We start from the raw sequence: 21,381 nt of genomic DNA, 5'->3' as shown, positions 1-21,381 counted from the left end.
AAGGAGAAAAATAATGACTAAGGAATTACCTAAAAACTTTTTGTGGGGTGGAGCAACCGCAGATTTCCAATATGAAGGCGGTTTTGACAGTGATGGTCGTGGTCCATCGACTCATGATTATGAAACAAATGGATCAATTAAATATCCCCGACATCACACAATGATTTTACCAACTGGAAAACTTATTACTCCTAAGAGCGCATTTTTTGATGCTGACGATGTTCCAGAAGATGCCAAGCCTGTTTTTTTACAAAATCAGTATTATCCTAGTCACACAGCTGTTGATTTTTTTCATCATTATCAGGAAGATATCAGGCTAATGGCTGAGATGGGCTTTAATGTATATCGCTTTTCCATTTCTTGGAGTAGAATTTATCCAACTGGTGAAGAAAGTAAACCAAATAAAAGGGGACTAGCCTTTTATGATAATGTAATCAGTGAATTAGAAAAATATCATATCCAACCTTTGATTACGATTTGTCATGATGAAATGCCGATGAATTTAGCTCTCAAATATGATGGTTGGAATTCTAGAAGAGTTATTGATTTGTATGTTAGATATGCCAAAACACTTTTTGAATATTTTGGAAATCGTTGTAAATATTGGCTAACTTTTAATGAAATAAATGCTATTTGTGGTTTTGGTCCTACTGGAGTTCATCAAGCCAATGGTATTGATAGATATCAAGCAGCTCATAATATGTTTATAGCCTCAGCAAAAGTCGTTACTTTAGGACACCGAATGATGCCTAAAAGTCAATTTGGTGCGATGTATGCCATGAGTACTTGCTATCCTGCTACATGTAAACCAGAAGACGTATTTCATAATCAGCAAGAGTTACGTGAAAATTGGTATTTTATAGATACAATGGGAAGAGGATATTATCCTAATTATGCTGATTCTATTTTGCAGCATCATGGCATTAAAGGTCTAGAAGAAATAAAAATGGCTCCTTTAGATAAAAAGACTTTGAAAGAAGGGCAGCTTGACTTTATTTCTTTTAGCTATTATCGATCAAATATTTCTAAAGCTGGAGATAAATGGTTTAATGTGGGTGGTTCTTCTAACCCATATCTTGAAACAACTTCATGGGGCTGGGGTTTAGATCCATTAGGATTACGCTACACTATGAATATGATTTATGATCGTATTCAAAAGCCTATTTTCATTATTGAAAATGGCCTTGGTGCTATTGATAAACCTGATGAAAATGGTTACGTAAAAGATGATTATCGAATTGATTATTTGCGGCAACATCTGTCGGCAATGGCTGATGCAATAAATATCGATAAAGTTCCATGTATTGGTTATACAATGTGGGCGCCAATAGATTTAGTTTCTCTTTCAACGGGAGAAATGAAAAAGCGCTATGGCTTTGTTTATGTTGATATGGATGATTTGGGTAAGGGAACATTAAAACGCATACCTAAAAAGTCATTTCAATGGATAAAAAACATTATTGAAACTAATGGAAAAGCTCTTGAAGATAAAATTTAAAGCTTATAATAAAATCCTCTTAATTAAATTAATATAAAGTATATACTTTCCTTATTAGTCTTTGAGTCTTAGAGAAAGGAAAATTGTTCTTTTCTGTATCTAGCTACTTAATATTGACTTCAAGCATACTTTAAGGATTATATTTTATTTGAATTAAAGGGAGGTAAAAATGGATAGAGCAAAAGTAGTTGTTCATATGTATGTCACGATTGACGGTAAAATTGATGGTAAATGTGATAGTCCTGCATCGAGCAAATATTATAACGATGAACTGTTTGTTTTAAGTAATGCTGATGGTAATGGTCGGCGGACGATTCAAATGTATGCTGCTCCTGAAACACTTGATTTGAGTCAATATAGTGCTGCTGGAATTAAGTATGAAGATTGGCTACCTGATATTGAATCAAAAACCTGGTCAGTCTCTTTTGATCGCAAAGGAAAATGTGGTTGGAATAAAAATTATTTTCTATATAATAATCATCAAATGCGTGCGATAGAAGTTGTTACGAAAAAGGCACGAAAAGAATATTTGTCCTTTCTGCGTACAATGGAAATTCCCTATATTGTTTCTGGAGAGGAGAATTTTAACTTAAAGGAAGTTTTAGTTAAGCTAAGAGCGCACTTTGGCATTGAAAAATTAGCTCTTTGTGGCGGTGCAAGAATTGATGGTGTTTTTCTGGAACAACACTTGGTAGATGAAATTTCTCTAGTCATCTCGCCATATGTCAATGGTGACCGCGAGATTAAGACTGCTTTTGAAACAACTGGCAGAATTGATGATCAATTTAAAATTGATTTTATCAAAAAATTACCGGATGGTGGCTTACATTTAATATTCAAAAAAACAGAGTAAAAAATGCCTAATTATTGGGCATTTTTTAGTTTAATTAACGACATTAACTGGCTTGCCATCTAAGAAAGCCATTAAATTACTGATTGTGATGTCCAACAATCGTTTACGAGTTTCTTTTGGTGCCCAGGCAATATGAGGAGTAATATAGCAATTTTTTGCAGTTAGTAATGGACTGTCTGCTAAAATTGGTTCTTGCTTGGACATATCAATGCCAGCTGCTAAAATCTTACCAGTGGTTAGAGCCTGTGTTAGATCATATTCATTGATTAAACCGCCTCGGGCAGTGTTAATGACAATGACGCCAGCTCTCATTTTGGTAATGGCAACAGCATTAATCATTTCAGTGGTTTGTGGAACATGGCCCGTATAACTCTTCTAAATTTACCTGTTTAACATAGTCAGGGAGATCAGTTTTTATTCGATGATTATAAAAAATAATTTTCGGAAAAAAGTAATTGTAAAAAGATTTAAAGATATCTTTATTTTATAGATCAAAATATTAATATTATAATAAAATAACTTTTTTTACGATTTTAATACTGCTAAAATAATTATAAATATTTATATTAGAGGGAGATCTTATGAAATATAAAAAATTTTTAATTATTTTAACTAGTGTAATGCTACTAGCAGTTAGTGCAATTACAGTAATAAATTGTTCACTGCAAGCACCAATTTTTGCAGCTAAAAATACTGATTTCAGCACCATATACTATCTTGAACAAACTAAAGATACAAAGGCATGTGACAAAAATGGCAAACCACAAAATAATCAAATTTTTCGACTAGGTAAAAAGTTTATTGCTTATAGTTATTTCATGATTAATGGTAAAAAATACTACTACACTGATAAGGATTATGAAACTCATCAGGAACGTTATATCCCAGCAAATACGGTCAAAATTATTACCAAATATAAGGCTAAGTATATTTGGCGAGGTGTGGTTTTAACTAAAGACTCTTATGTTTACGACTTAACTGGTAAAAGGACTAATCATGTACTAATTAAAAAGGGCACCCCGCATATTGCATATTCAATTTTAAAAATTAACGGTAAAAAATATTATCAACTCGATAATTTAAATGGGCATCGTATGAATAAATTTGTTAGAGTTGCTAACACCAAGCCTGGCTTGCGTGGAACCGTCGACAATGTATCTGATGATCCTAACGAAGCAAGCAAATGGGGCAATCCCGATGCCAAGCAAGTCAAGTGGCTGTTTAAACATGGTGCTGTCTACTTCACTAACGAGCAAATTAATCAAATTCAAACTGTACTTTGGCAAAAAATTCAAGACTATCGTATTCAGAACGGCTATCAGGCTTACAAGAAGAGTCCGGAGCTAGATGATTTTGCTAAAGACAATATCAGCAATTCAATGAATGGTATGTATAAATACCAAGAGCCAATTGATTCTTGGTTTTCTGATAAAATGGCACCATATCTGCCTACTTTGGCTAAAGCAGGCATGGATAGCGAAAAAGGCTTCGCATTGCCTGAATTTTATGGTCCTAATAGTCCTTATAATCTAGATTTTACTTTGACAGACCGCAATCCTGATCACGTTGCTAAGCAAATTTTTTCTGCATTATTAAAAAATGATACCACCCGACGTTCACTTGTCGGTAAAAATGATGATGAAGCTTATGGTACGCTCGCATTGCATTATTTTTTTGATGGATTAGATTCAGCTCTTGGTGTTGCCTTTATTCAAGTGTCTGGCCATAGTAAAGATTGGCATAACTATTACGTAGCTAATTAATATAAAAAATTTTATATAAATTATTTTTGATTCACTATAATAAACTTTTTTAATACGCCTTACATTCTAAATATTAGAATAAGTAGTTTCAATTTAATTACCTACAAATACTTTATGCTAAAGCGCTTGCTTATAAGATAAAATTATGTATCATACTGCTTAGAAGCGGATCTGTTAGAAATAGCTTTGAGTTAGACAGATTAGATTTAATTGCACTTATTCAAGGAGTCTTTGAAGTGTTGGATGTAAACACTTCAAGCCAATAGAAAACATTCTTATTGTAAATAAGTATAAGAACTCTTAAGAGTTCCTATTTTTTTAAAATTAATAATAGTTGCAGAATCCGTAAATGACTTATTAATAGCAGGCTGGCAAGAGCATATCAGTAAATATTAGCTTTGATTAATAATAGTATAATTATAATAAAAATTAAATATGATAAAATTTATATACCTGTTAAATTATGTGTATTAATTTTAGAGATCAAATAAATTCCTTAAATATAAGCTTTATCTTTGCTCTTTAATGTTGAATACTAATAACACTTAGCATAAAGTATTAATTTATTAGCCAAAAAAACTCAGTTATTAGTTTAACTGAGTTTTTATTTTGTCTATTGCAGTTATTTAGTTAACCACGTTCTCTTCACGGCCGTTTAAAAAGGCTTGTAAGTTAGCCATTACAATTTTAAGTAGGCGGGCGCGCGTTTCGCGTGGTGCCCAGGCAGTATGGGGCGTAATGTAACAGTTTTTGGCAGTGAGCAAGGGACTATTAGCTGCAATTGGTTCAGTTGTGGCCACGTTGATGCCAGCAGCGGCGATTTTGCCATCATTTAAGGCATTAGCAACTGCGGCATCATTGATTAATCCGCCCCGTGCAGTATTAAGTAGAATAACTCCATCTTTCATTTGGGCAATTGCTTGTTGGTTAATCATCTTTGTCGTTTCAGGTGTTTGCGGCACGTGCAGGCTGATAATGTCTGCTTTTTGGTAGAGCTCACTTAAGGTAACCTGCTTGACATAATTTGGTACACCCTCTTTGGGGCGATGATTATAAAAAATCACCTTCATTGAAAAGGCGTGGCCGATCTCTGCGACCTTTTGCGCAATGCGGCCAATGCCGATTAGGCCTAGTGTCTTATCTTGCAGCTCCATCAATGGCTTAGCCCAAAAAGTAAAATCGGGATTAGTCGTCCAGCGACCTTGATGAACTAATTGGTTATGTAGACCAACGTGGCTAGTGATTTCGAGTAGCAGTGCGAAGGTAAATTGTGCAACCGCATCGGTGCCGTAAGTGGGGATATTGGTAACAGGGATATTATATTTACGGGCTGCTTTGGTATCGACAACGTTGTAGCCAGTCGCAGTTACGCCGATGTATTTTAAGTTGGGTGCTTTACTTAAAACAAATTGGTCTAGCGGAGTCTTATTGGTCAAGACAATTTCAGCATTACCAATCCGTTTCAAAATTTCACTATCATCATCAACAGGCGTGCGATCATAAAAGGTGCAATTGCCCAATTTTTCTAACGGCGACCAGTCTAAGTCGCCGGGATTTAGGGCGTAACTATCTAGATTTACTATTCTCATTTTTGGATAACCTCATTAATTAATTGTTAGTTATTTTTAAGTTCAGTGTACTACAGACTAAGCGAAGTAGTACTTTATAAAATTATAGCCGCTGCTTGACAATATATAGTTATGAGAATATTTGACACTGTTTTTATTTAAATTTACAATTGATAAGTATTCTGTTTTTTTAAGTCAAATAATTTGTGACTTAAAAAACGTAGAATCTTGAGTGGGAGTTTATTTATTGTTCTGCTAAAAGTTATTATATAAGAAGCTGTAACTTTTTAATTTTGCAGAGCGATAAATAATAATGGAAAATTTGGATAATGAAGAGGGAGTATTGATGAAAAAATGTCCTAATTGTGGCGCCTTAATGGAGGAAGACGTCAATTTTTGCACGAAGTGCGGTCAAGACTTGGCCACTATTGCTACCGAAGTAAAACAAGAAGCTTCAAATCAAACTCAGGTAGTCCAAAAGGAAAGTATTGATAGTCAATTTAAACGTTATTGGCAATGGTGCACTGAATCATGGAAGCATCCAGCTACGAGTACAGTGGAGGCTGAACAGTGGTATGGCTATTTAACGTTAATAATTGAAGATATCTTGCTTGTATTAAGCCTTTATTACTTTGCTAAATCAATTTTAGCAGATGCCATGGGAATAGCAGGTCATATGGGTGTTAATACTGGCAATTTAAGTGGTGTTGATATTCCTTTTAATGTTGTTTTAACGGCGCTACTATTCATAATCGTTTTTCAAGTTATTGTTATTGGCAGCCATTATTTAGCTTATAAATTTATTTACGATCGTCAACCTAAGCTACTTGACTTTGTTAATCGCGGTGTTCATGCTAGCAACTTTAATTTGATTTTTGTTACATTGTTCTTCTTATTAATGCTAATGGGGTTAAACAGTATTAGGTTTGCGACAATTCTGTTAGTTTTAATAATTGCCTTATTCTTCATGGGTCAACAAGTTATTTTACTTGCTGATAAAGATGCTAAGCGCGACCGGATTTATGGCTTTTTAATTGCCTTTGGCATTATTTTTGTTTGTATGATGGTGTTAAATTCAATTATCTATAATTCTGTGCTTCACACAGTTATTAACGAAGCCTTTTCAGCAATACATTAAGGGTGATTTAAAATGAATGAAAGAAAATTTTGCCCTAATTGTGGCGCTAAAATCAAGGCTGATGCAACTTTTTGTCCGAGTTGTGGTACTAAATTAACTAAGCAAGAGCAGAGTAAGCAAGAATATCGGACAAAATCTTTGCAGGCGTCAGCGCCCAAAACTGTTCCAGTTAAGCAGCAAGTACAGGTTAGACAAAGACGCGCACCAATGAAGAAAAGAAATAAAATTATCCTTATTTCTTTACTCGTAATCGTGGCTTTGGGCGGGGCTTTTTATGCCTGGGGCTCTAACCACTTCCAACGCAACAATCAGGTTGCTCAACTAACGGCTTATTTAAAAAATCCGCAGCAAAATTTAGCCAATTATGCTATGGGTGATAATCCTGATGTGAAGATAACTGCAGCTGCACTCAAACCAACGCAGAAGTATTATGCCGAACACAGTAACGAGGCGGATAAAATAGCAGATGCACTTAAATATAGCGATAATTACAATAATGTTAAACTAGTTGAATCAGGCCATTATTTGTTGATTTTTCCTAAATATAAGTTGCAGTTTAAGACGTTTGCGCCACATATAGAGACCAATCACGCTAACTCAACTATTTTTGTTAATGGTAAAAAGATTGGCGGTGTTGATGGTAGTGGTGAAGATTACTATAAAAAAGTAACGCCACTATTTCCAGGTAAGTACCATATTGCGGTTAAGTCGATTGCTTCTGGGCATAAGTTGGCTGCTAATAAGAATGTTGACATTTTTTCTAACCAAGCAATCAATATGGACATCAAGACGGTCAACTTTATGATTAAGAGTATACCTAAAGCTACGGTTTATATTAATGATGAGCAAGTTGGCGTTCTCAATAACAATGGAACTAAGACCTTTAACGACTATCCAGTTATTAATGATATGAAAATCTACGTTGAGACTAAAGTTGACGGCAAAATGATCAGATCAGAAACGATTAATTATGATGACTTAGGTTTTGCAGATGATGATGATAGTGAAGATAATGTTGTTAAGCCAAGTTGGAAAGGTCTGATTGATAAGAAAGAAGCCGAACAGATCTTGGAAGATAATTTCAACTCACCAGATGAAGATAATTTTGTCGGTGGTGCCGAAAATAAGAGCTACCAAGACTTGCACACGCAAAGTTCCAATTTTGCAGACGATGATGATATCATCGATACATCGATGGAGTGCAGCGTTGTTTCTATCATGCCAGCGCCAAACAATAGCAGCAGCGTAACTTATAAGATAACTTATACCTTTGAACATGAGGATTTTGAACACAAGCAGGTGTTGCTATATACTGGTGGTCTTTTCCACCGTGTGGGTGATGAGGATGACGACGATGCCCAAAAGATAAGATCGATTGGTAATGGTAAAGTAATTAGTGACAAGAAGTACAACAATTAATGTTTTTATCAGAGCGAACTCATTTGAGCTTGTTTTTTGTTAATTATCTTTCGCAAACAAAATATTTGTGCTATTATTTTTCTTGGTTAAATGATAGTAGAAGGGAGTTAGTAAGATGAAAAATTTGGTCGGTTTAAAAACAATTTTTTCATTACTAACTTTTACTTTTATCCAAGTCATACAATCGTTTTTATTTTTAATTGTTGGATTCAATAAAAGACTTAATTTTTCACTTTCGTGTTAAACATTAAGTCTTTTTTATTGGTCAATTTTTTGCAAAGCTCGGGAGGAAATTATGTCAAAAATAAGAAAAGTGCTCGTCACTATAGTTGCGATGCTCAGCGTGGTTGCCTTAGCAGGTTGTTCGAATTCAAACAAGAAAGAGAACGCAAGTGGCACACCCAAGTCATTGAACGTTCAATTCGTGCCAAGTGTTGCAGCCGACAAGATGGAAGGTCAGGCTAAGCCGATTGAAAAAATGCTTTCAAAGCGTCTCGGCATTCCAGTTCATGTCACCGTGTCGACTGATTATAATGCGGTCATCGAAGCAATGAAATCTAAGAAGGTTGATGCAGGTTTCTTGCCAGCCGATGCTTACGTGCAAGCACATAAGCAAGGTGCAGCTGATGTTTTATTGCAATCAGAACGTTACGGCTTGAAGGCGCCCGAAGGTACTTGGACCAAGGAGTTAGTTCATACTTTGCGCTCAGAAATCTTAGTTAGAAAAGGTTCGCCGATCAAGAGCTGGAAGGATCTGAAGGGGAAATCAATTTCAATTCAGAGCCCAACTTCGACCACGGGTTATATCTTCCCAGTAGCAGAATTGAAGCAAAAAGGATTTGACATTAAGCGTAATTGTAAGTTGGTCACAGTTACCGGACATGACCAAGGCGTGCTTAATGTCTTAAATAAAGATACCGATGCCGCGTTTGTTTTTGAAGATGCGCGTAACAATGTTTTGAAAGATAATCCGAAGATTAAGTCACAAGTTATTCCAATTTATTACACGCGTCCGGTTCCTAATGACACGATTTCGGTTGTACCAAGTATGTCCAAGTCTTTTCGTGAAAAATTGGCTAACGCTTTCATAGAAATTGGTAAGTCTAAGGAAGGTAGAAAAGTGATTGAGAGCGTTTATGATCAAGAGGGCTACATTCGAGCTAAGGATAGCGACTATAATATAGTTCGTAAGTACCAAAAAATTGCCGAAGAAGTCAAAAATTAGTTAGGTTGTATGCAATATTATAGTAACTGACAAAGCTAGTTTGGTGAAAATCAGGCTAGTTTTTTGTTTGTAAACTAATTTCGTGTAAGACAAATGTAAGATAAACTAGTGGTATATTTTTGTAAATATTCGTTTTTACCTATTAAAAAGTTTGAAAATGCATTATATTTTTACTTAAGGTAAACAAAATTAAATAAATGTAGTAACCACTACTAGTCTTCTTATGTTTATCAAACATGTTCAAACATTGACAAACAAAATAGAACAATTATACTAAAAGATGAACTAAGTTAGTTGCTTAATCTAGTTTAAAAAGTAGGTAACCATGTTAAAAAGTGAAAGATTAAAGACGATTTTACAGATAGTAAACACGCAAAAGTTTGTAACAGTCGATGAATTGGCTCAAGCACTCAAGGTGTCTGATATGACAATCAGGCGGGATTTAAATGAATTGCATAAGTCCAACAAGATTATGCGTATTCACGGTGGCGCGCAGCTTTTGTCAGACCAAAGCCGTATTGAAAAAAGTTACAAACAAAAAAGAGAGATTCATAGTAAGGAAAAGATTGAAGTTGCCAAGCGCGCCTGCAATCTAATTCATGAAAATGATTCAATATATGTTGGTCCGGGCACTACTTTAGAATTAATGGTTGCTAACCTTAAAGTTAAGCATCTCAGGATAGTGACTAATTCACTGCCAGTTTTTGAAGTAGCTAAAAACAGTCCTAATAATTATGATCTGATCATGATTGGCGGTTCTTATCGGAGAATCAGTGGTGCTTTTTTAGGAGCTCTTGCTAATAGTGAACTTGCAACAATGTCTTTTTCAGTCGGCTTTGTAGGTGTTAATGGCATTAAAGATACTTCTATGACAACAGCTAACTTAGAAGAGGGTCAAACCGAAGGAATCGGATTGGATCATTCACAAATTAAATTGATAGTGGCTGATTATTCTAAATTGGATCACAGCGATTTTCATCAATTTTATGACTTGCGCAATGTTGATGGTTTGATTACTAATCGTGGTATCGATCCTGAATTGGAAAAACATTATAGTCAATTTACAACTATTTATAAGTAGTTGTTTTGAGAGGAGTTTTAGCTATGAAAGTTGTTATTGGTAGCGATCAAGCTGGCTTTGACTTAAAGGAAAAAGTCAAGCAGTACTTGGAGGATCACAATTATGAGGTCTTGGACGTTACACCAAAAGCAGCAGCAGATTTTGTTGAATCTAGCTTGCTTGTTACACGTGAAGTGCTGAATAACGGTATTAAAAAAGCCATCATGTTTGATGAATATGGTGTAGGATCAGCAATGGCCTCTAACAAGGTCAAAGGGATGGTCACTGCAAATGTAAACGAGGAAAGAACTGCTCACATGACAGCAATGCACAATGGTGCTAAGGCGATCGCTTTGGGTAGTGGTATTGTTGGTGAAAAGTTAGCTTATTCGATTGTGCAGCACTATCTTGATACTGACTATGCTGGCGGACGGCATCAAATTCGACTAAATATGTTAGAAGAAATGATCTAAAGGAGGGCTAGAAATGTTAGATAATGATCGACCACAACCAGAATTTGTTGATCCTAAAATTGATAAGCATATGGTGATTGCCTTGGGTAATGACCATATTGTGACTGCCGTAAAAATGGCAATTTCTGATCATCTTAAGGATGAAGGCTATCGTGTAATTGATGAGGGTACACATGACAACACACGAACCCACTATCCAATGTATGGTAAGCGTGTGGCAGAGGATGTTGCTGATGGTCGCGCTGATCTTGGCATCGTTCTTTGCGGAACGGGCATCGGTATTTCAACGGCTGCTGATAAAAATGAGGACATTCGAGCAGCGATGGTTGGCGACGCTACCCAAGCTGAATATGCCCGCCGTGAATTAAATGCAAATGTTATTGGCTTCGGCGGTATTGTGCTTGGACGTGATTTCATTTTTGATATTGTAGATTCATTTTTGAACGCTAAGTATGTCCCAACTGACGATAACCGCAAATTAATTACCAAAATTGATGGTATTGCAAAGCCAAATCCTGATCAAAAGGATAATGTTCACTTCTTTGATGAAGAAAATAAGAAGTGGGCCGAAGGCGTATACCACGACTAATAAAAGTAAATAAAAAACAAAATTTAATCGCACACAAAAGTCCATGGTCAAACAGAATCATGGGCTTTTTTAATTAAAGCGGTAAAGTTAAGTAAACCACTAACTCATGAAGTTTTTGACATTCTTATTTACTGAAATTTGTAAAATTTGTTGCAATTTTGAATCCGATTACATATAATAGCAATAGACAAGCAAACAAAATAAAACATTTTCAAACAAAAACGAAAGTGCTTGCCTAGTATGGAAAAGGAGTCTGAGCTGTGAAAGTAGATAGCTTGTTTTCACCAAAAGCTGTATTTGTCAGCGATGCGATTGATTCAACCGCGGTTTTAAAGGAAGTTTCAGAGAATTTGCTGCAACAAGATCTTGTTAAGGCTGATTTCTTTACTGAAATCGCCAAACGAGAGGCCGATTACCCGACTGGAATTGACACGTCACCGATTGCAAAAGAACTGCCTAATATTGCAGTACCGCACACTGAAGGAGAATTTGTTAATACGCGTTTAGTAATTCCGGTTGCCTTGAAGTCGACGGTTGGATTTAAAAATATGATTGCGCCTGATCAAGAATTACCAGTGAAATTCTTATTTATGATTTTAAATAATGATCCGGAAGGACAGGCAAATATCTTGGCACAAATCATGGACTTTCTTCGACTTACGTCTGTTTCAAAACTACAAGAGTTATTCAGTCTTACTGACCCTGATAAAATTTATCAGTTTTTAAGTGAGTATTTTAAGCAATAGGGGGTATTTTTATGAGTAGAGAAGTTAAATTTATTGCTGCATGTGGGGCAGGGGTTAACTCATCGCACCAAATTAAAGATGCAGTTGAGGAAGAAATGAAAAAGCGTGGCTATAACGTTAAGGTTGATGCTTACATGGTTAAAGATGTCAATGAGGAATTATTGTCACACTATGATGGCTACCTAACAATCGCCAAGACTGATCTTTCATTTACACCGAAGATTCCGCTGATTGATGCCGGTGCTATTTTGTACCGGATACCAACAATGGCCAAACCGGTTTATGACAATGTAGAAAAAGTAGTTAAGGAAATTAATGCAAAATAGTTTTATTTGAAAGGAACTAATAATGAACGGAATAATTAATTTCGCTAATTCACTTTTTAAACCACTGATTGATATGGGTGCAGCCACGATAATGCTAATCGTGTTAACACTTATTGCTTTACTCTTTCGGGTTAAATTTTCTAAAGCGCTCGAAGGTGGTATGAAATTAGCGATTGCGATTACGGCGATCGGTAATATTATGAATATGCTAACTACGGCATTTCAAAAGCCAATGATGCAGTTTGTTAAGCACACTGGAATTCATATGGATATGCAGGATATGGGTTGGGCACCATTAGCAACAATTACTTGGGGTTCGCCTTATACCCTTTTTTACCTCTTAGTATTAATCATTTTGAACGTTGTTTTACTAGTAATGAACAAAACCAACACTTTGGACGTTGATATTTTTGACGTTTGGCATTTAGCCTTTATCGGCTTATTCTGTGTTTATGTCGGAGCACCATTATGGCTTTCGACTCTACTGGTTATCTTTATTGGAACAATGAAGATCATCAACTCTGATTTGATGAAACCAACTTTCAATGACTTACTTGATGCGCCTGAAGGTAACCCAATGACGACCACGCACATGAATTACATGATGAACCCTATTATCATGGTCTTTAACAAGTTCTTTGATAAGTGTCTTCCGTGGCTTGATAAATTCGACTTTGACTCAACTAAGTTGAATGAAAAAATTGGCTTTTGGGGCAGCAGATTTGCCATTGGTGTTTACCTTGGTGTCTTTGTTTCCTTACTTGCAGGCAACAACTTTGCCACTGAACAGGGATGGAAAGATATGTTTACGCTATCCTTTGTTGGTGGTTCATGTATTGAACTCTTCTCCGTTATTGGCTCATGGTTTATTGCTTCGGTTGAGCCGCTATCACAAGGAATTGCAGACTTCGCTACCAAGAAATTTTCCGGTAGGTCATTTAACATTGGTCTTGACTGGCCATTTCTTGCTGGTCGGTCTGAAATTTGGGCAGCTGCCAATGTCTTGGCACCAATTATGATGCTTGAAGCAATGGTTTTGCCAGGTAACAGATTAATGCCACTCGGTGGTATTATTGCTATGGGAGTTACGCCAGCTTTGTTAGTTGTTACTCGCGGTAAAATCATTCGGATGATTATTATCGGTACGGTTGAACTACCAATCTTCCTTTGGGCAGGCACAATGGTTGGTCCATTTGTAACCAACATGGCTCACTCAGTTGGTGCAGCAATTCCGGCCCACACATTGGTTTCTGATACCACGATGGAAGGCCCAGTTGAAAAATTCTTGGCTTATCTAGTTGGTAATGCATGGAAGCAACACGGTATGTTTATTGTTTATGCAATTGCCGCTTTGGCAGTTTATCTTCTATTATTCTGGTGGTATGCACGTGAAATGAAGAAGAGGAATGTAGAATATGCCGCAGCTAAAAAGCATAGTTAATTACAATGATTCTGGTAAGGATGATTTGAATGAAAAAAGAAAAGGTTACACCAAAAGAAGTAGCTAGACGTAATGGTCTTTTTATGTGGACTGTGTTTGTAATCGTGATTAATCTTGTGCAAGTACTTTTCAAAAATTGGTTAACCAGTTTAGTTGCAATGGTGGGAACAATTTATGCATTGTATCGGGTAGTAGTTTATAATAACCCAAAAAATCGCCTCAGCCAAAAGTATTACGATTGGCGCGGTAATAAAATAAATAAATAAAATCATAACGAAAGTCAGTAAGGTGAACAATCTTACTGGTCTTTTTTATGACTAAAATGTTGCGAATGCTGTTAAAAGTGAGTGCATTTCAAATAAGTACTGATGAAAAGATAAAATAAGCTAAAATTAGATTGCAATTAACCGCTTTCTTTGCTACACTCAAATCATAAGTGGTATCAACCAGTTAGAAAGGAAGAAAGACAATGCAAAAACCGCTTTATCAGCGGGTGATTACTGATTTAGAAAAACAAATCAAAAAGATGAAGCCAAATGCCCGCTTACCAAGTGAGCGTCAACTTTTAATTAAATACGGTATTAGTCGTAATACTATTAGATTAGCGTTGCAAAATCTAGAAGAGCGCGGATTAATTTATCGTCTTCATGGCAAAGGAACTTTTGTTGCGAGTGTCGTTCTTGATCAACCTAATATCGGCGGGATGTATTCTTTTTCTGAGGAATTGAAACGGGCTGGTCAAAAAGCCTCGACTCAGAATCGAAGTTTAGAATTAGTTACTCCGAATCAGCATATCATCGAACAACTGAATTTAACCGAAGATGAACAAGTTTATGAGTTGGTACGCATACGTTTAGCCAATAACCAGCCACGGATTTTTAGTAAAAGCTACTTACCAGCCAGGCTTTTTCCAGATCTTAAGATTACTGACCTGCAAGATCAGCAGCTGTACGGCGTTTTCAAACAAAAGTACAACCAAATTGGTGTAATGGCGTTTGAGGACGTGCAGGCTGTTAGTTTAAGCAAGCAAGAGGGTCAGTATTTAGATGAAAAAGCTGGTTTACCGTGTTTGAAAATTTTCCGTAAAACTATCAATGAAAAAAATATTCCGATCGAGTTTACGATATCACTAGCCCGCGGTGACAAGTTTATTTATCGTTCGCGCCAATACAATAAGTTATTTTGATTTTTAATAGAAGGGGAAAATAAATGTTTACTAAAACAGATGCAGAATTAGAACAAATGAATGCTAAAATCACGGCTCGTGAAATTGAGCAACAACCTAAATTATGGCTGGAAACATGGGAAATATACCAGGATAAAAAAGATGAAATCTCGGCTTTTTTAGCCAAAATTAACCAACAATGGAGTAAGGTACGGGTTATTTTCACTGGCGCTGGAACTAGTGCCTATGTTGGCAATACCGTGATGCCATACTTGCAAAAGCACGGCGATCGCAGCAAGTATAACTTCGAAGCTATCGATACCACTAAAATTGTATCTACGCCAGAAGATTACCTTGAACCAGAAACACCAACGATTTTAGTTTCGTTTGCACGCAGTGGTAATTCGCCTGAATCGGTGGCAACGGTTGAATTAGCCAAAAAAATGGTCAAGCACTTGTATCAAATTGCCATTACCTGTGCGCCTGCTGGCCAGTTAGCCCAAGACCTGATTGGTGATCCATGCGGACTAGTATTGCTAATGCCGGAAAAATCGCTCGACCAAGGCTTTGCGATGACCGGCTCATTTACGTGTATGAGTCTTGCAACCCTGCTCGTTTTTGACCAAATGGCTGATAAGCAAAAGGGTAAGATAATTGAACAGATTGCCCAAATGGGCGAAAGTGTCATTGAACGGGAAAGTGAAATACAAACGATCGTTGATACTAATTTTAACCGTATCACTTATATCGGAAGTGGTAGTCTTGGTGGCCTTGCCGAAGAAGCACGGCTGAAAATTTTGGAATTATCTGCTGGTAAAGTAGCTGCCCTCTTTGACACGTCAATGGGGCTTCGTCATGGTCCAAAGTCATTTTTGGACAAAAAGACAATTGTTTTTGATTTTGTCTCAAATAATTCTTATACCAGACAATACGACTTGGATATCTTAAATGAGATCAAAGATGATCAAATTGTGCCGCTTGTCATGGCAGTTGGTCAAGAAAAAGAGGGCCAAAACTTTGACGGACAATCATTCACTTTTGCTGAAAAAAATTTGCTACCCAATGCCTATTTGGCCTTGCCAGATATAATGTTTGGTCAGACGCTAGCACTGTTGACCTCAATTAAAGTGGGTAATAAGCCAGATACGCCATCGCCAACTGGCACAGTTAACCGAGTCGTTAAAGGGGTGACAATCCACCAATTTTAAAAGGCACTTCAATGAGTGATTGTAAGAATTTTTTAACCAGTAAAATGTTAAGACTTTAATTATTATAAATTATTTGTTGACAGAAACTGGTTGGTACCTTATTATGTAATTGTGGAAGCGCTTTATAATAATGTGAGGGTTTACTTAGTATAGATGGAGGTATATATGAATATTGTGGGTGCAAGAGTTGATGAGCGCTTGGTTCATGGTCAAGTAGCCAATCTTTGGACTCCTAAGTTGCAGGTAGAACGAATTATCGTTCTTGATGAAGCGGCGGCAAAGGATGACATTCAAAAAAGTGGTTTAAGAATGGCGACGCCAATGACAACTAGATTAAGCGTTTTACCAACTGAGGTTGCGGCGGATCATTTAAATAAGGATCGTTATGGTAATCAGCGAATTTTCATTGTTGCAAAAAAGCCACAAAAATTTCTCAATCTTCTTAACTTAGGTGTTAATCTTGAAACGATTAATGTTGGGAATATGTCTAAAAAAGAGGACACTACTGAGTTAACCAAACAGGTTAATATCAGTTCAAATGATGTTGAAATTTTTAAACAAATTGCCGCTAAAGGAGTAAATTTAATAGCTCAAGTTAATCCAAGCGTTGATGCGCATGATTTAATGAAACTGATTGATGAAAAAATGAAGTAGGAGGAAGAAAATGGTTTGGTGGCAAATATTACTGCTTACAATATACGCAGGTTTAGAAATTCTTGACGAGTTGCAGATTTATTCATCATTGAACACTCCTGTTGGTGCAGGTTTGATTGCAGGAATAATTATGGGCGATTTACAAACTGGATTAATCATTGGAGCATCAATGCAGTTAATGGTTTTAGGAGTAGGTACTTTTGGTGGTGCTTCAAAGATAGATGCAACAACAGGAACAGTTTTAGCGACTGCATTTTCAACTAGCGTTAAGGGCATGAGCCCCCAAACGGCTATTTCATCAATTGCAGTACCAGTTGCAGCAATTATGGTTGAGTTGGATGTTTTGGCAAGATTTGCTAATACATATTTTGCGCATAGAATTGACCATTTGATCGACCAGGATAAAATAAATTATAGTGCGGTTGAAAGAAATGTTTTATACGGTGCAATCCCATGGTCATTATCTCGTGCAGTACCAGTATTCATTGCCTTGGCGTTTGGACGTGGTTTAGTTCAAACAATTGCTAATGCACTAAATGGTGATTTAATGTGGTTAGGTACTGGGTTAACTGTTGCAGGTGCCACACTTCCAGCAGTTGGATTTGCGATATTGCTACGCTATCTTCCAGTTAAAAAGCATATTGCTTATTTAATACTAGGATTTACCATTACGACTTTGTTCTCTGTTATTTTCTCTAACATTCAAGCTTTAGGTGCTGGAGTTGCTGCTGCAAATAAATCATTCACTGCCACTTTCAATGGACTTCCAATGTTAGCAATAGCCATGATAGGATTAGCTTTAGCAATTCTGCACTATAAGAGTATTCCAATTAATAAAGCGGCTGCTAAGAATGTCGTGGCCTCAAGTGATAATGCAAGCTCAAAAATTGATGATAATAAAGGAGAGATCACTGATGACGAACTCTAAACCAAAGTATCAGTTAACGGATAAAGATTTTAAGCAAATTAACCGTAGGTCATTATTCGGTTTTCAGCTGGGGTGGAATTATGAAAGAATGCAAAATAGTGGTTATTTGTACACAATTTTACCGCAGCTAAGAAAAATTTATGGTGATGATAGTCCAGAATTGAAAGAAATGATGAAAACTCATATGCAGTTCTTCAATACCTCTAACTTTTTTAATACAATTGTCACTGGTATTGATTTGGCTGTAGAAGAGAATGAAGGAATTGAGGGTAAGGATACAGTTACAAGTTTGAAAGTTGGATTGATGGGTCCGTTTGCTGCTATTGGGGACTCGATCTTTGCTTCCCTTGTTCCAACTATCTTTGGTGCTTTGGCAGCTTCAATGGCTGCGCAAGGCAATCCCATCGGTGTTGTTATCTGGGTAATTGCCAGTTTATTAATCTGTGTTTTCCGGTGGAAACAGCTACATTTTGCTTATGATAAGGGAGTATCCCTCGTTACTGATATGCGTGATAGTTTAAATGCTTTAACTGATTCTGCTACCGTATTGGGAGTATTTATGGTCGGTGCGCTAGTGGCTACAATGGTTAATATCAAGTTTGCTTGGGTGCCACAAATAGGCAAGGTTACCATGAATGTTCAAAATAATCTTGATATGATTATTCCGAAACTTTTGCCAGCGGCTGTGGTAGCCTTTGTATATTGGCTGCTTGGAAAGAAAGGGATGACTTCAACTAAGGCAATTTTAATTGTATTAGTACTTTGTGTCATTTTAGGCGGTATTGGTGTTATTGCAAAAATTTAATTATTAAGGAAAAAGAATATAAATGGCAAAAAATGAATTGATTTTAATTAGTCATGGAAACATGGCCGAGGGAGTAAAAGCTAGTGCTGAGTTAATTATGGGCGAACAAGAACATGTTCACGCTGTATGTTTACTTCCATCAGAAGGACCAGATGATTTTAAGCAAAAATTTGAAAAGGAAATTGCTGGTGTCAATCCAGAAAATATTACGGTATTTGCTGATTTAATGGGTGGTACACCAGCTAATGTGATTAGCCAGCTGATTATGGCTGGTGAACAGTTTCATTTGATTGCAGGAATGAATTTACCCCTAGTTATTGAATGGCTGGATAGCCAAATGAACGGTATGGATTCTGATTATATTACGGCTGGAAAAGCTGGTATGGTCGACATTTCCAAAATGTTAGCAAAAATGAAAAAATAAAAACTTAAATAAAAATAAAACCTGATTTGAAAAGAAAATCAGGTTTTATTTTTACACAAATTAGAACAATAATTGAATTGTTTCGAGTGGATTAAGTTTGGTGGAAATAGTAGCAATATTATTTTCGACTTTAATTGATAACATTTTACAAATAAAGGATTTTCCTTTTCGTTTAATAACGGTTACCTTATCTTCAGATAAAGGATGAGACAAGTGCCATCTAATTTCTTTGTAACTGTCTAAAGTAAAGTTAGCTAACCACGCAATTTTACCATCATCTTGAATATTTAATTTAACATTGGGCATATCAATTAAATAATCAACGGAATGAATCTGATTAATCATTTGCTGCAAAAGTTCTTGCTTATAAGTAGTATATTGAGATTCCCAACCGTATTTAGGATCTTGATCCATCGGTAAAATGATTGTTCTCTTGTTAACTATAGTCATAAAATTACCCAGTTTTTCTCCTACTGAATTGTATGCATTAGAGCAGATTTCAACAGGAGAGTTTTTTTCATAGTCAAGTTTTAAGTAATTACCAGTATGTTGAAGCATCGTGATTCGTGGATTGGCAACATTATTAATTCGATATCCGTCTGCTTGTTCGTATGATTGATAAGCTGTTCTACATTTGTGCCATCTTGCTTTTTTAATATGTAATAAACTATTTAAGCCTCGATCTAAAAGTACTTGTACGCTTTCGCCATCAAGTAAAACAAAGTTATTGCGTAATAGATCAATAATTTTTTCATTAGAAAAGTTACGCAGCAGTTGTCCAGATATAGCAATAGTTTCATTATTTAGTTGACTTTCCGAATTAACGGTAGTGATTGTTGTGGCGAAACCAAAAGATCCAAGCAAACTGGCCCAGTTTTTTTCATGGGGCAAAAGCTCAGTGATGTCTTTACCTGTTGGGGTTTGAAGACTGTAACTAGAATCTTGATCGACTAATACCTTAATGCCGCGTAAATGGTTTATGGACAAGCGGTTATTTGAAAGCTCAGTTATAAACGGCTTGATTTCAGATAGCATTTCAGCATAATGCCAAGAGTCGTTAATACCATTGCCCATCATATCAAATAGGTTGAGCAAAATACCTTTGCTACCCACTAAAATAGATGTGATAATCTGAAACTTTGTAAAAGATAGTGATTTGACTAGTGGTGAGTACATATAGTTTTCTAGTTCAGGATAAAGGTCAGTTTCTTCTCCTAAAAAAGCCGCAGTAATTCGAGTATATGCTTCAAAATCACGCCCATATTTTAATGGTGCTACTTCGTTATAAGCTGGCAGATGAGGACGAGCAATTGGAGTATGTCCTGAGCCAGCTTGTGTAATAAACAATTTTTGCCAATCACGTCCTTCAAGCGCGTGCCAGTCAGGATAGGAAGTCATTTGAGCCAAATCGGTTTCTGGACTAACTCTATGCACTGCCTGTTCAATTAAATGCTCATTTTCAATCATTTCTTGGCGAGCTTGGTCAAGATAAACTTGTCGCTCTTTGGTAACTTTTCCTGGTTGGAGAAGTTTTTTAACGAAATCTGTGCGTGATTCTGTAAAACCTAATCTTTGTTTGTATAACTTCATATGGTATGGACAAAAGCACATCAAACCGAGTGGTGAGTGATTGTAATGACGAAAATCGTCTTCAAGCCAAAGACGATGGGGATGGATACTGGCATATTGAGCGTAAATTTTACAAATATATTTGCGCCAATGGGGGTCAGCAGGACAAGCCATATCTTTTGCTTTATTACCATTAAGATCAACAAAAGTCTTGAATCCAATTGTTGGATTGACCTGATAACCTCTATCTGAATGCATAATTGTAGTCCAAGGATTTAAACTAGTTGTGACGCCTAATCTCGTTAACTCTTTTTGCATAGGTTTAATTGCATCAAGCCATACTTGAGTCTCATTTGTAGTTAGGTGACTATGGTTCAACTCTTCTCCATTAATAAAAAACGCAACATCATCAATTTTTGCTTTTTTAACAAAATTTAGTAACTTTTGCCTCTTTTCTGATGTATTTGTTTGTGGATCCAACATGTATCTTAGCGTATAGGTAAATGTCATAAGAAACACCTCAATCTTG

General features: G+C 36.3%; 22 protein-coding genes. 19 read left to right on the top strand and 3 right to left on the bottom strand.

The window, feature by feature from the left end:
* The first annotated feature begins 13 nt into the window (after positions 1-13).
* Positions 14-1,498 (top strand): glycoside hydrolase family 1 protein, encoded by a 1,485-nt coding sequence (locus tag ACYIAQ_RS05380; protein ID WP_483562786.1) that lies wholly within the window; start codon positions 14-16, stop codon positions 1,496-1,498.
* Between the two features lie 169 nt (positions 1,499-1,667).
* Complete coding sequence (locus ACYIAQ_RS05375; RefSeq protein WP_483562785.1) at positions 1,668-2,351, top strand: dihydrofolate reductase family protein; 684 nt, start codon at positions 1,668-1,670, stop codon at positions 2,349-2,351.
* A 30-nt stretch (positions 2,352-2,381) separates the two neighbouring features.
* On the opposite strand, the gene ACYIAQ_RS05370 is transcribed toward ACYIAQ_RS05375, so the two are convergent.
* Positions 2,382-2,690, bottom strand: coding sequence for an NAD(P)-dependent oxidoreductase (locus ACYIAQ_RS05370; protein WP_483562784.1), 309 nt, complete (start codon positions 2,688-2,690; stop codon positions 2,382-2,384).
* Between the two features lie 242 nt (positions 2,691-2,932).
* Here ACYIAQ_RS05370 and ACYIAQ_RS05365 point away from each other — a divergent pair, with 242 nt between their 5' ends.
* Positions 2,933-4,114 carry an SLAP domain-containing protein gene (locus tag ACYIAQ_RS05365; protein WP_483562783.1) on the top strand — a complete coding sequence of 394 codons (1,182 nt, stop codon included), beginning with the start codon at positions 2,933-2,935 and terminating at the stop codon, positions 4,112-4,114.
* A gap of 626 nt (positions 4,115-4,740) precedes the next feature.
* Here ACYIAQ_RS05365 and ACYIAQ_RS05360 read toward each other — a convergent pair.
* A complete protein-coding gene (locus ACYIAQ_RS05360; RefSeq protein ID WP_483562782.1) occupies positions 4,741-5,703 on the bottom strand; it encodes a D-2-hydroxyacid dehydrogenase in 963 nt (320 codons plus the stop codon).
* 325 nt (positions 5,704-6,028) lie between these two features.
* Here ACYIAQ_RS05360 and ACYIAQ_RS05355 point away from each other — a divergent pair, with 325 nt between their 5' ends.
* From ACYIAQ_RS05355 to ACYIAQ_RS05280, 16 genes are all read left to right on the top strand, one after another.
* Entirely contained in the window at positions 6,029-6,820 is a 792-nt protein-coding gene (locus tag ACYIAQ_RS05355; RefSeq protein WP_483562781.1) for a DUF6574 domain-containing protein, read from the top strand.
* A 12-nt stretch (positions 6,821-6,832) separates the two neighbouring features.
* Positions 6,833-8,239, top strand: coding sequence for a zinc ribbon domain-containing protein (locus ACYIAQ_RS05350; protein ID WP_483562780.1), 1,407 nt, complete (start codon positions 6,833-6,835; stop codon positions 8,237-8,239).
* Between the two features lie 295 nt (positions 8,240-8,534).
* Entirely contained in the window at positions 8,535-9,464 is a 930-nt protein-coding gene (locus ACYIAQ_RS05345; RefSeq protein ID WP_483562779.1) for a phosphate/phosphite/phosphonate ABC transporter substrate-binding protein, read from the top strand.
* A gap of 325 nt (positions 9,465-9,789) precedes the next feature.
* Positions 9,790-10,545, top strand: a complete 756-nt coding sequence (locus ACYIAQ_RS05340) for a DeoR/GlpR family DNA-binding transcription regulator (RefSeq protein ID WP_122017777.1) — start codon at positions 9,790-9,792, stop codon at positions 10,543-10,545.
* Positions 10,546-10,568: 23 nt separating this feature from the next.
* Positions 10,569-10,997, top strand: coding sequence for a galactose-6-phosphate isomerase subunit LacA (gene lacA, locus ACYIAQ_RS05335; protein WP_483562778.1), 429 nt, complete (start codon positions 10,569-10,571; stop codon positions 10,995-10,997).
* 70 nt (positions 10,998-11,067) lie between these two features.
* On the top strand, positions 11,068-11,586 hold the full coding sequence (gene lacB, locus ACYIAQ_RS05330) for a galactose-6-phosphate isomerase subunit LacB (RefSeq protein WP_483562812.1): 519 nt from the start codon (positions 11,068-11,070) through the stop codon (positions 11,584-11,586).
* Positions 11,587-11,846: 260 nt separating this feature from the next.
* Positions 11,847-12,332 carry a PTS sugar transporter subunit IIA gene (locus ACYIAQ_RS05325; protein WP_122017780.1) on the top strand — a complete coding sequence of 162 codons (486 nt, stop codon included), beginning with the start codon at positions 11,847-11,849 and terminating at the stop codon, positions 12,330-12,332.
* A gap of 11 nt (positions 12,333-12,343) precedes the next feature.
* Positions 12,344-12,658 (top strand): PTS sugar transporter subunit IIB, encoded by a 315-nt coding sequence (locus ACYIAQ_RS05320; protein WP_122017781.1) that lies wholly within the window; start codon positions 12,344-12,346, stop codon positions 12,656-12,658.
* Positions 12,659-12,680: 22 nt separating this feature from the next.
* Positions 12,681-14,099: a PTS galactitol transporter subunit IIC gene (locus tag ACYIAQ_RS05315; RefSeq protein WP_483562777.1), complete on the top strand. Its 1,419-nt coding sequence runs from the start codon at positions 12,681-12,683 to the stop codon at positions 14,097-14,099.
* Between the two features lie 29 nt (positions 14,100-14,128).
* Positions 14,129-14,365, top strand: a complete 237-nt coding sequence (locus ACYIAQ_RS05310; RefSeq protein ID WP_483562776.1) for a hypothetical protein — start codon at positions 14,129-14,131, stop codon at positions 14,363-14,365.
* A gap of 203 nt (positions 14,366-14,568) precedes the next feature.
* Positions 14,569-15,285: a GntR family transcriptional regulator gene (locus tag ACYIAQ_RS05305; protein WP_122017784.1), complete on the top strand. Its 717-nt coding sequence runs from the start codon at positions 14,569-14,571 to the stop codon at positions 15,283-15,285.
* Between the two features lie 23 nt (positions 15,286-15,308).
* Entirely contained in the window at positions 15,309-16,472 is a 1,164-nt protein-coding gene (locus tag ACYIAQ_RS05300; RefSeq protein ID WP_122017785.1) for an SIS domain-containing protein, read from the top strand.
* A 165-nt stretch (positions 16,473-16,637) separates the two neighbouring features.
* A complete protein-coding gene (locus tag ACYIAQ_RS05295; RefSeq protein ID WP_483562775.1) occupies positions 16,638-17,126 on the top strand; it encodes a PTS sugar transporter subunit IIB in 489 nt (162 codons plus the stop codon).
* Between the two features lie 10 nt (positions 17,127-17,136).
* Positions 17,137-18,054 carry a PTS mannose/fructose/sorbose/N-acetylgalactosamine transporter subunit IIC gene (locus ACYIAQ_RS05290; RefSeq protein ID WP_122022649.1) on the top strand — a complete coding sequence of 306 codons (918 nt, stop codon included), beginning with the start codon at positions 17,137-17,139 and terminating at the stop codon, positions 18,052-18,054.
* On the top strand, positions 18,041-18,859 hold the full coding sequence (locus ACYIAQ_RS05285; RefSeq protein WP_122017788.1) for a PTS system mannose/fructose/sorbose family transporter subunit IID: 819 nt from the start codon (positions 18,041-18,043) through the stop codon (positions 18,857-18,859). The genes ACYIAQ_RS05290 and ACYIAQ_RS05285 overlap by 14 nt, the downstream gene beginning before the upstream one ends.
* A gap of 22 nt (positions 18,860-18,881) precedes the next feature.
* On the top strand, positions 18,882-19,283 hold the full coding sequence (locus ACYIAQ_RS05280) for a PTS sugar transporter subunit IIA (RefSeq protein ID WP_483562774.1): 402 nt from the start codon (positions 18,882-18,884) through the stop codon (positions 19,281-19,283).
* 60 nt (positions 19,284-19,343) lie between these two features.
* Here the strand turns inward: ACYIAQ_RS05280 and ACYIAQ_RS05275 are convergent, their stop codons facing one another.
* Positions 19,344-21,362 carry a hypothetical protein gene (locus ACYIAQ_RS05275; RefSeq protein ID WP_483562773.1) on the bottom strand — a complete coding sequence of 673 codons (2,019 nt, stop codon included), beginning with the start codon at positions 21,360-21,362 and terminating at the stop codon, positions 19,344-19,346.
* Positions 21,363-21,381: the final 19 nt, after the last annotated feature.

It is taken from the genome of Lactobacillus sp. X-49 (genome assembly GCF_057063645.1).
This window is presented reverse-complemented; position numbering and strand designations above follow the sequence as displayed.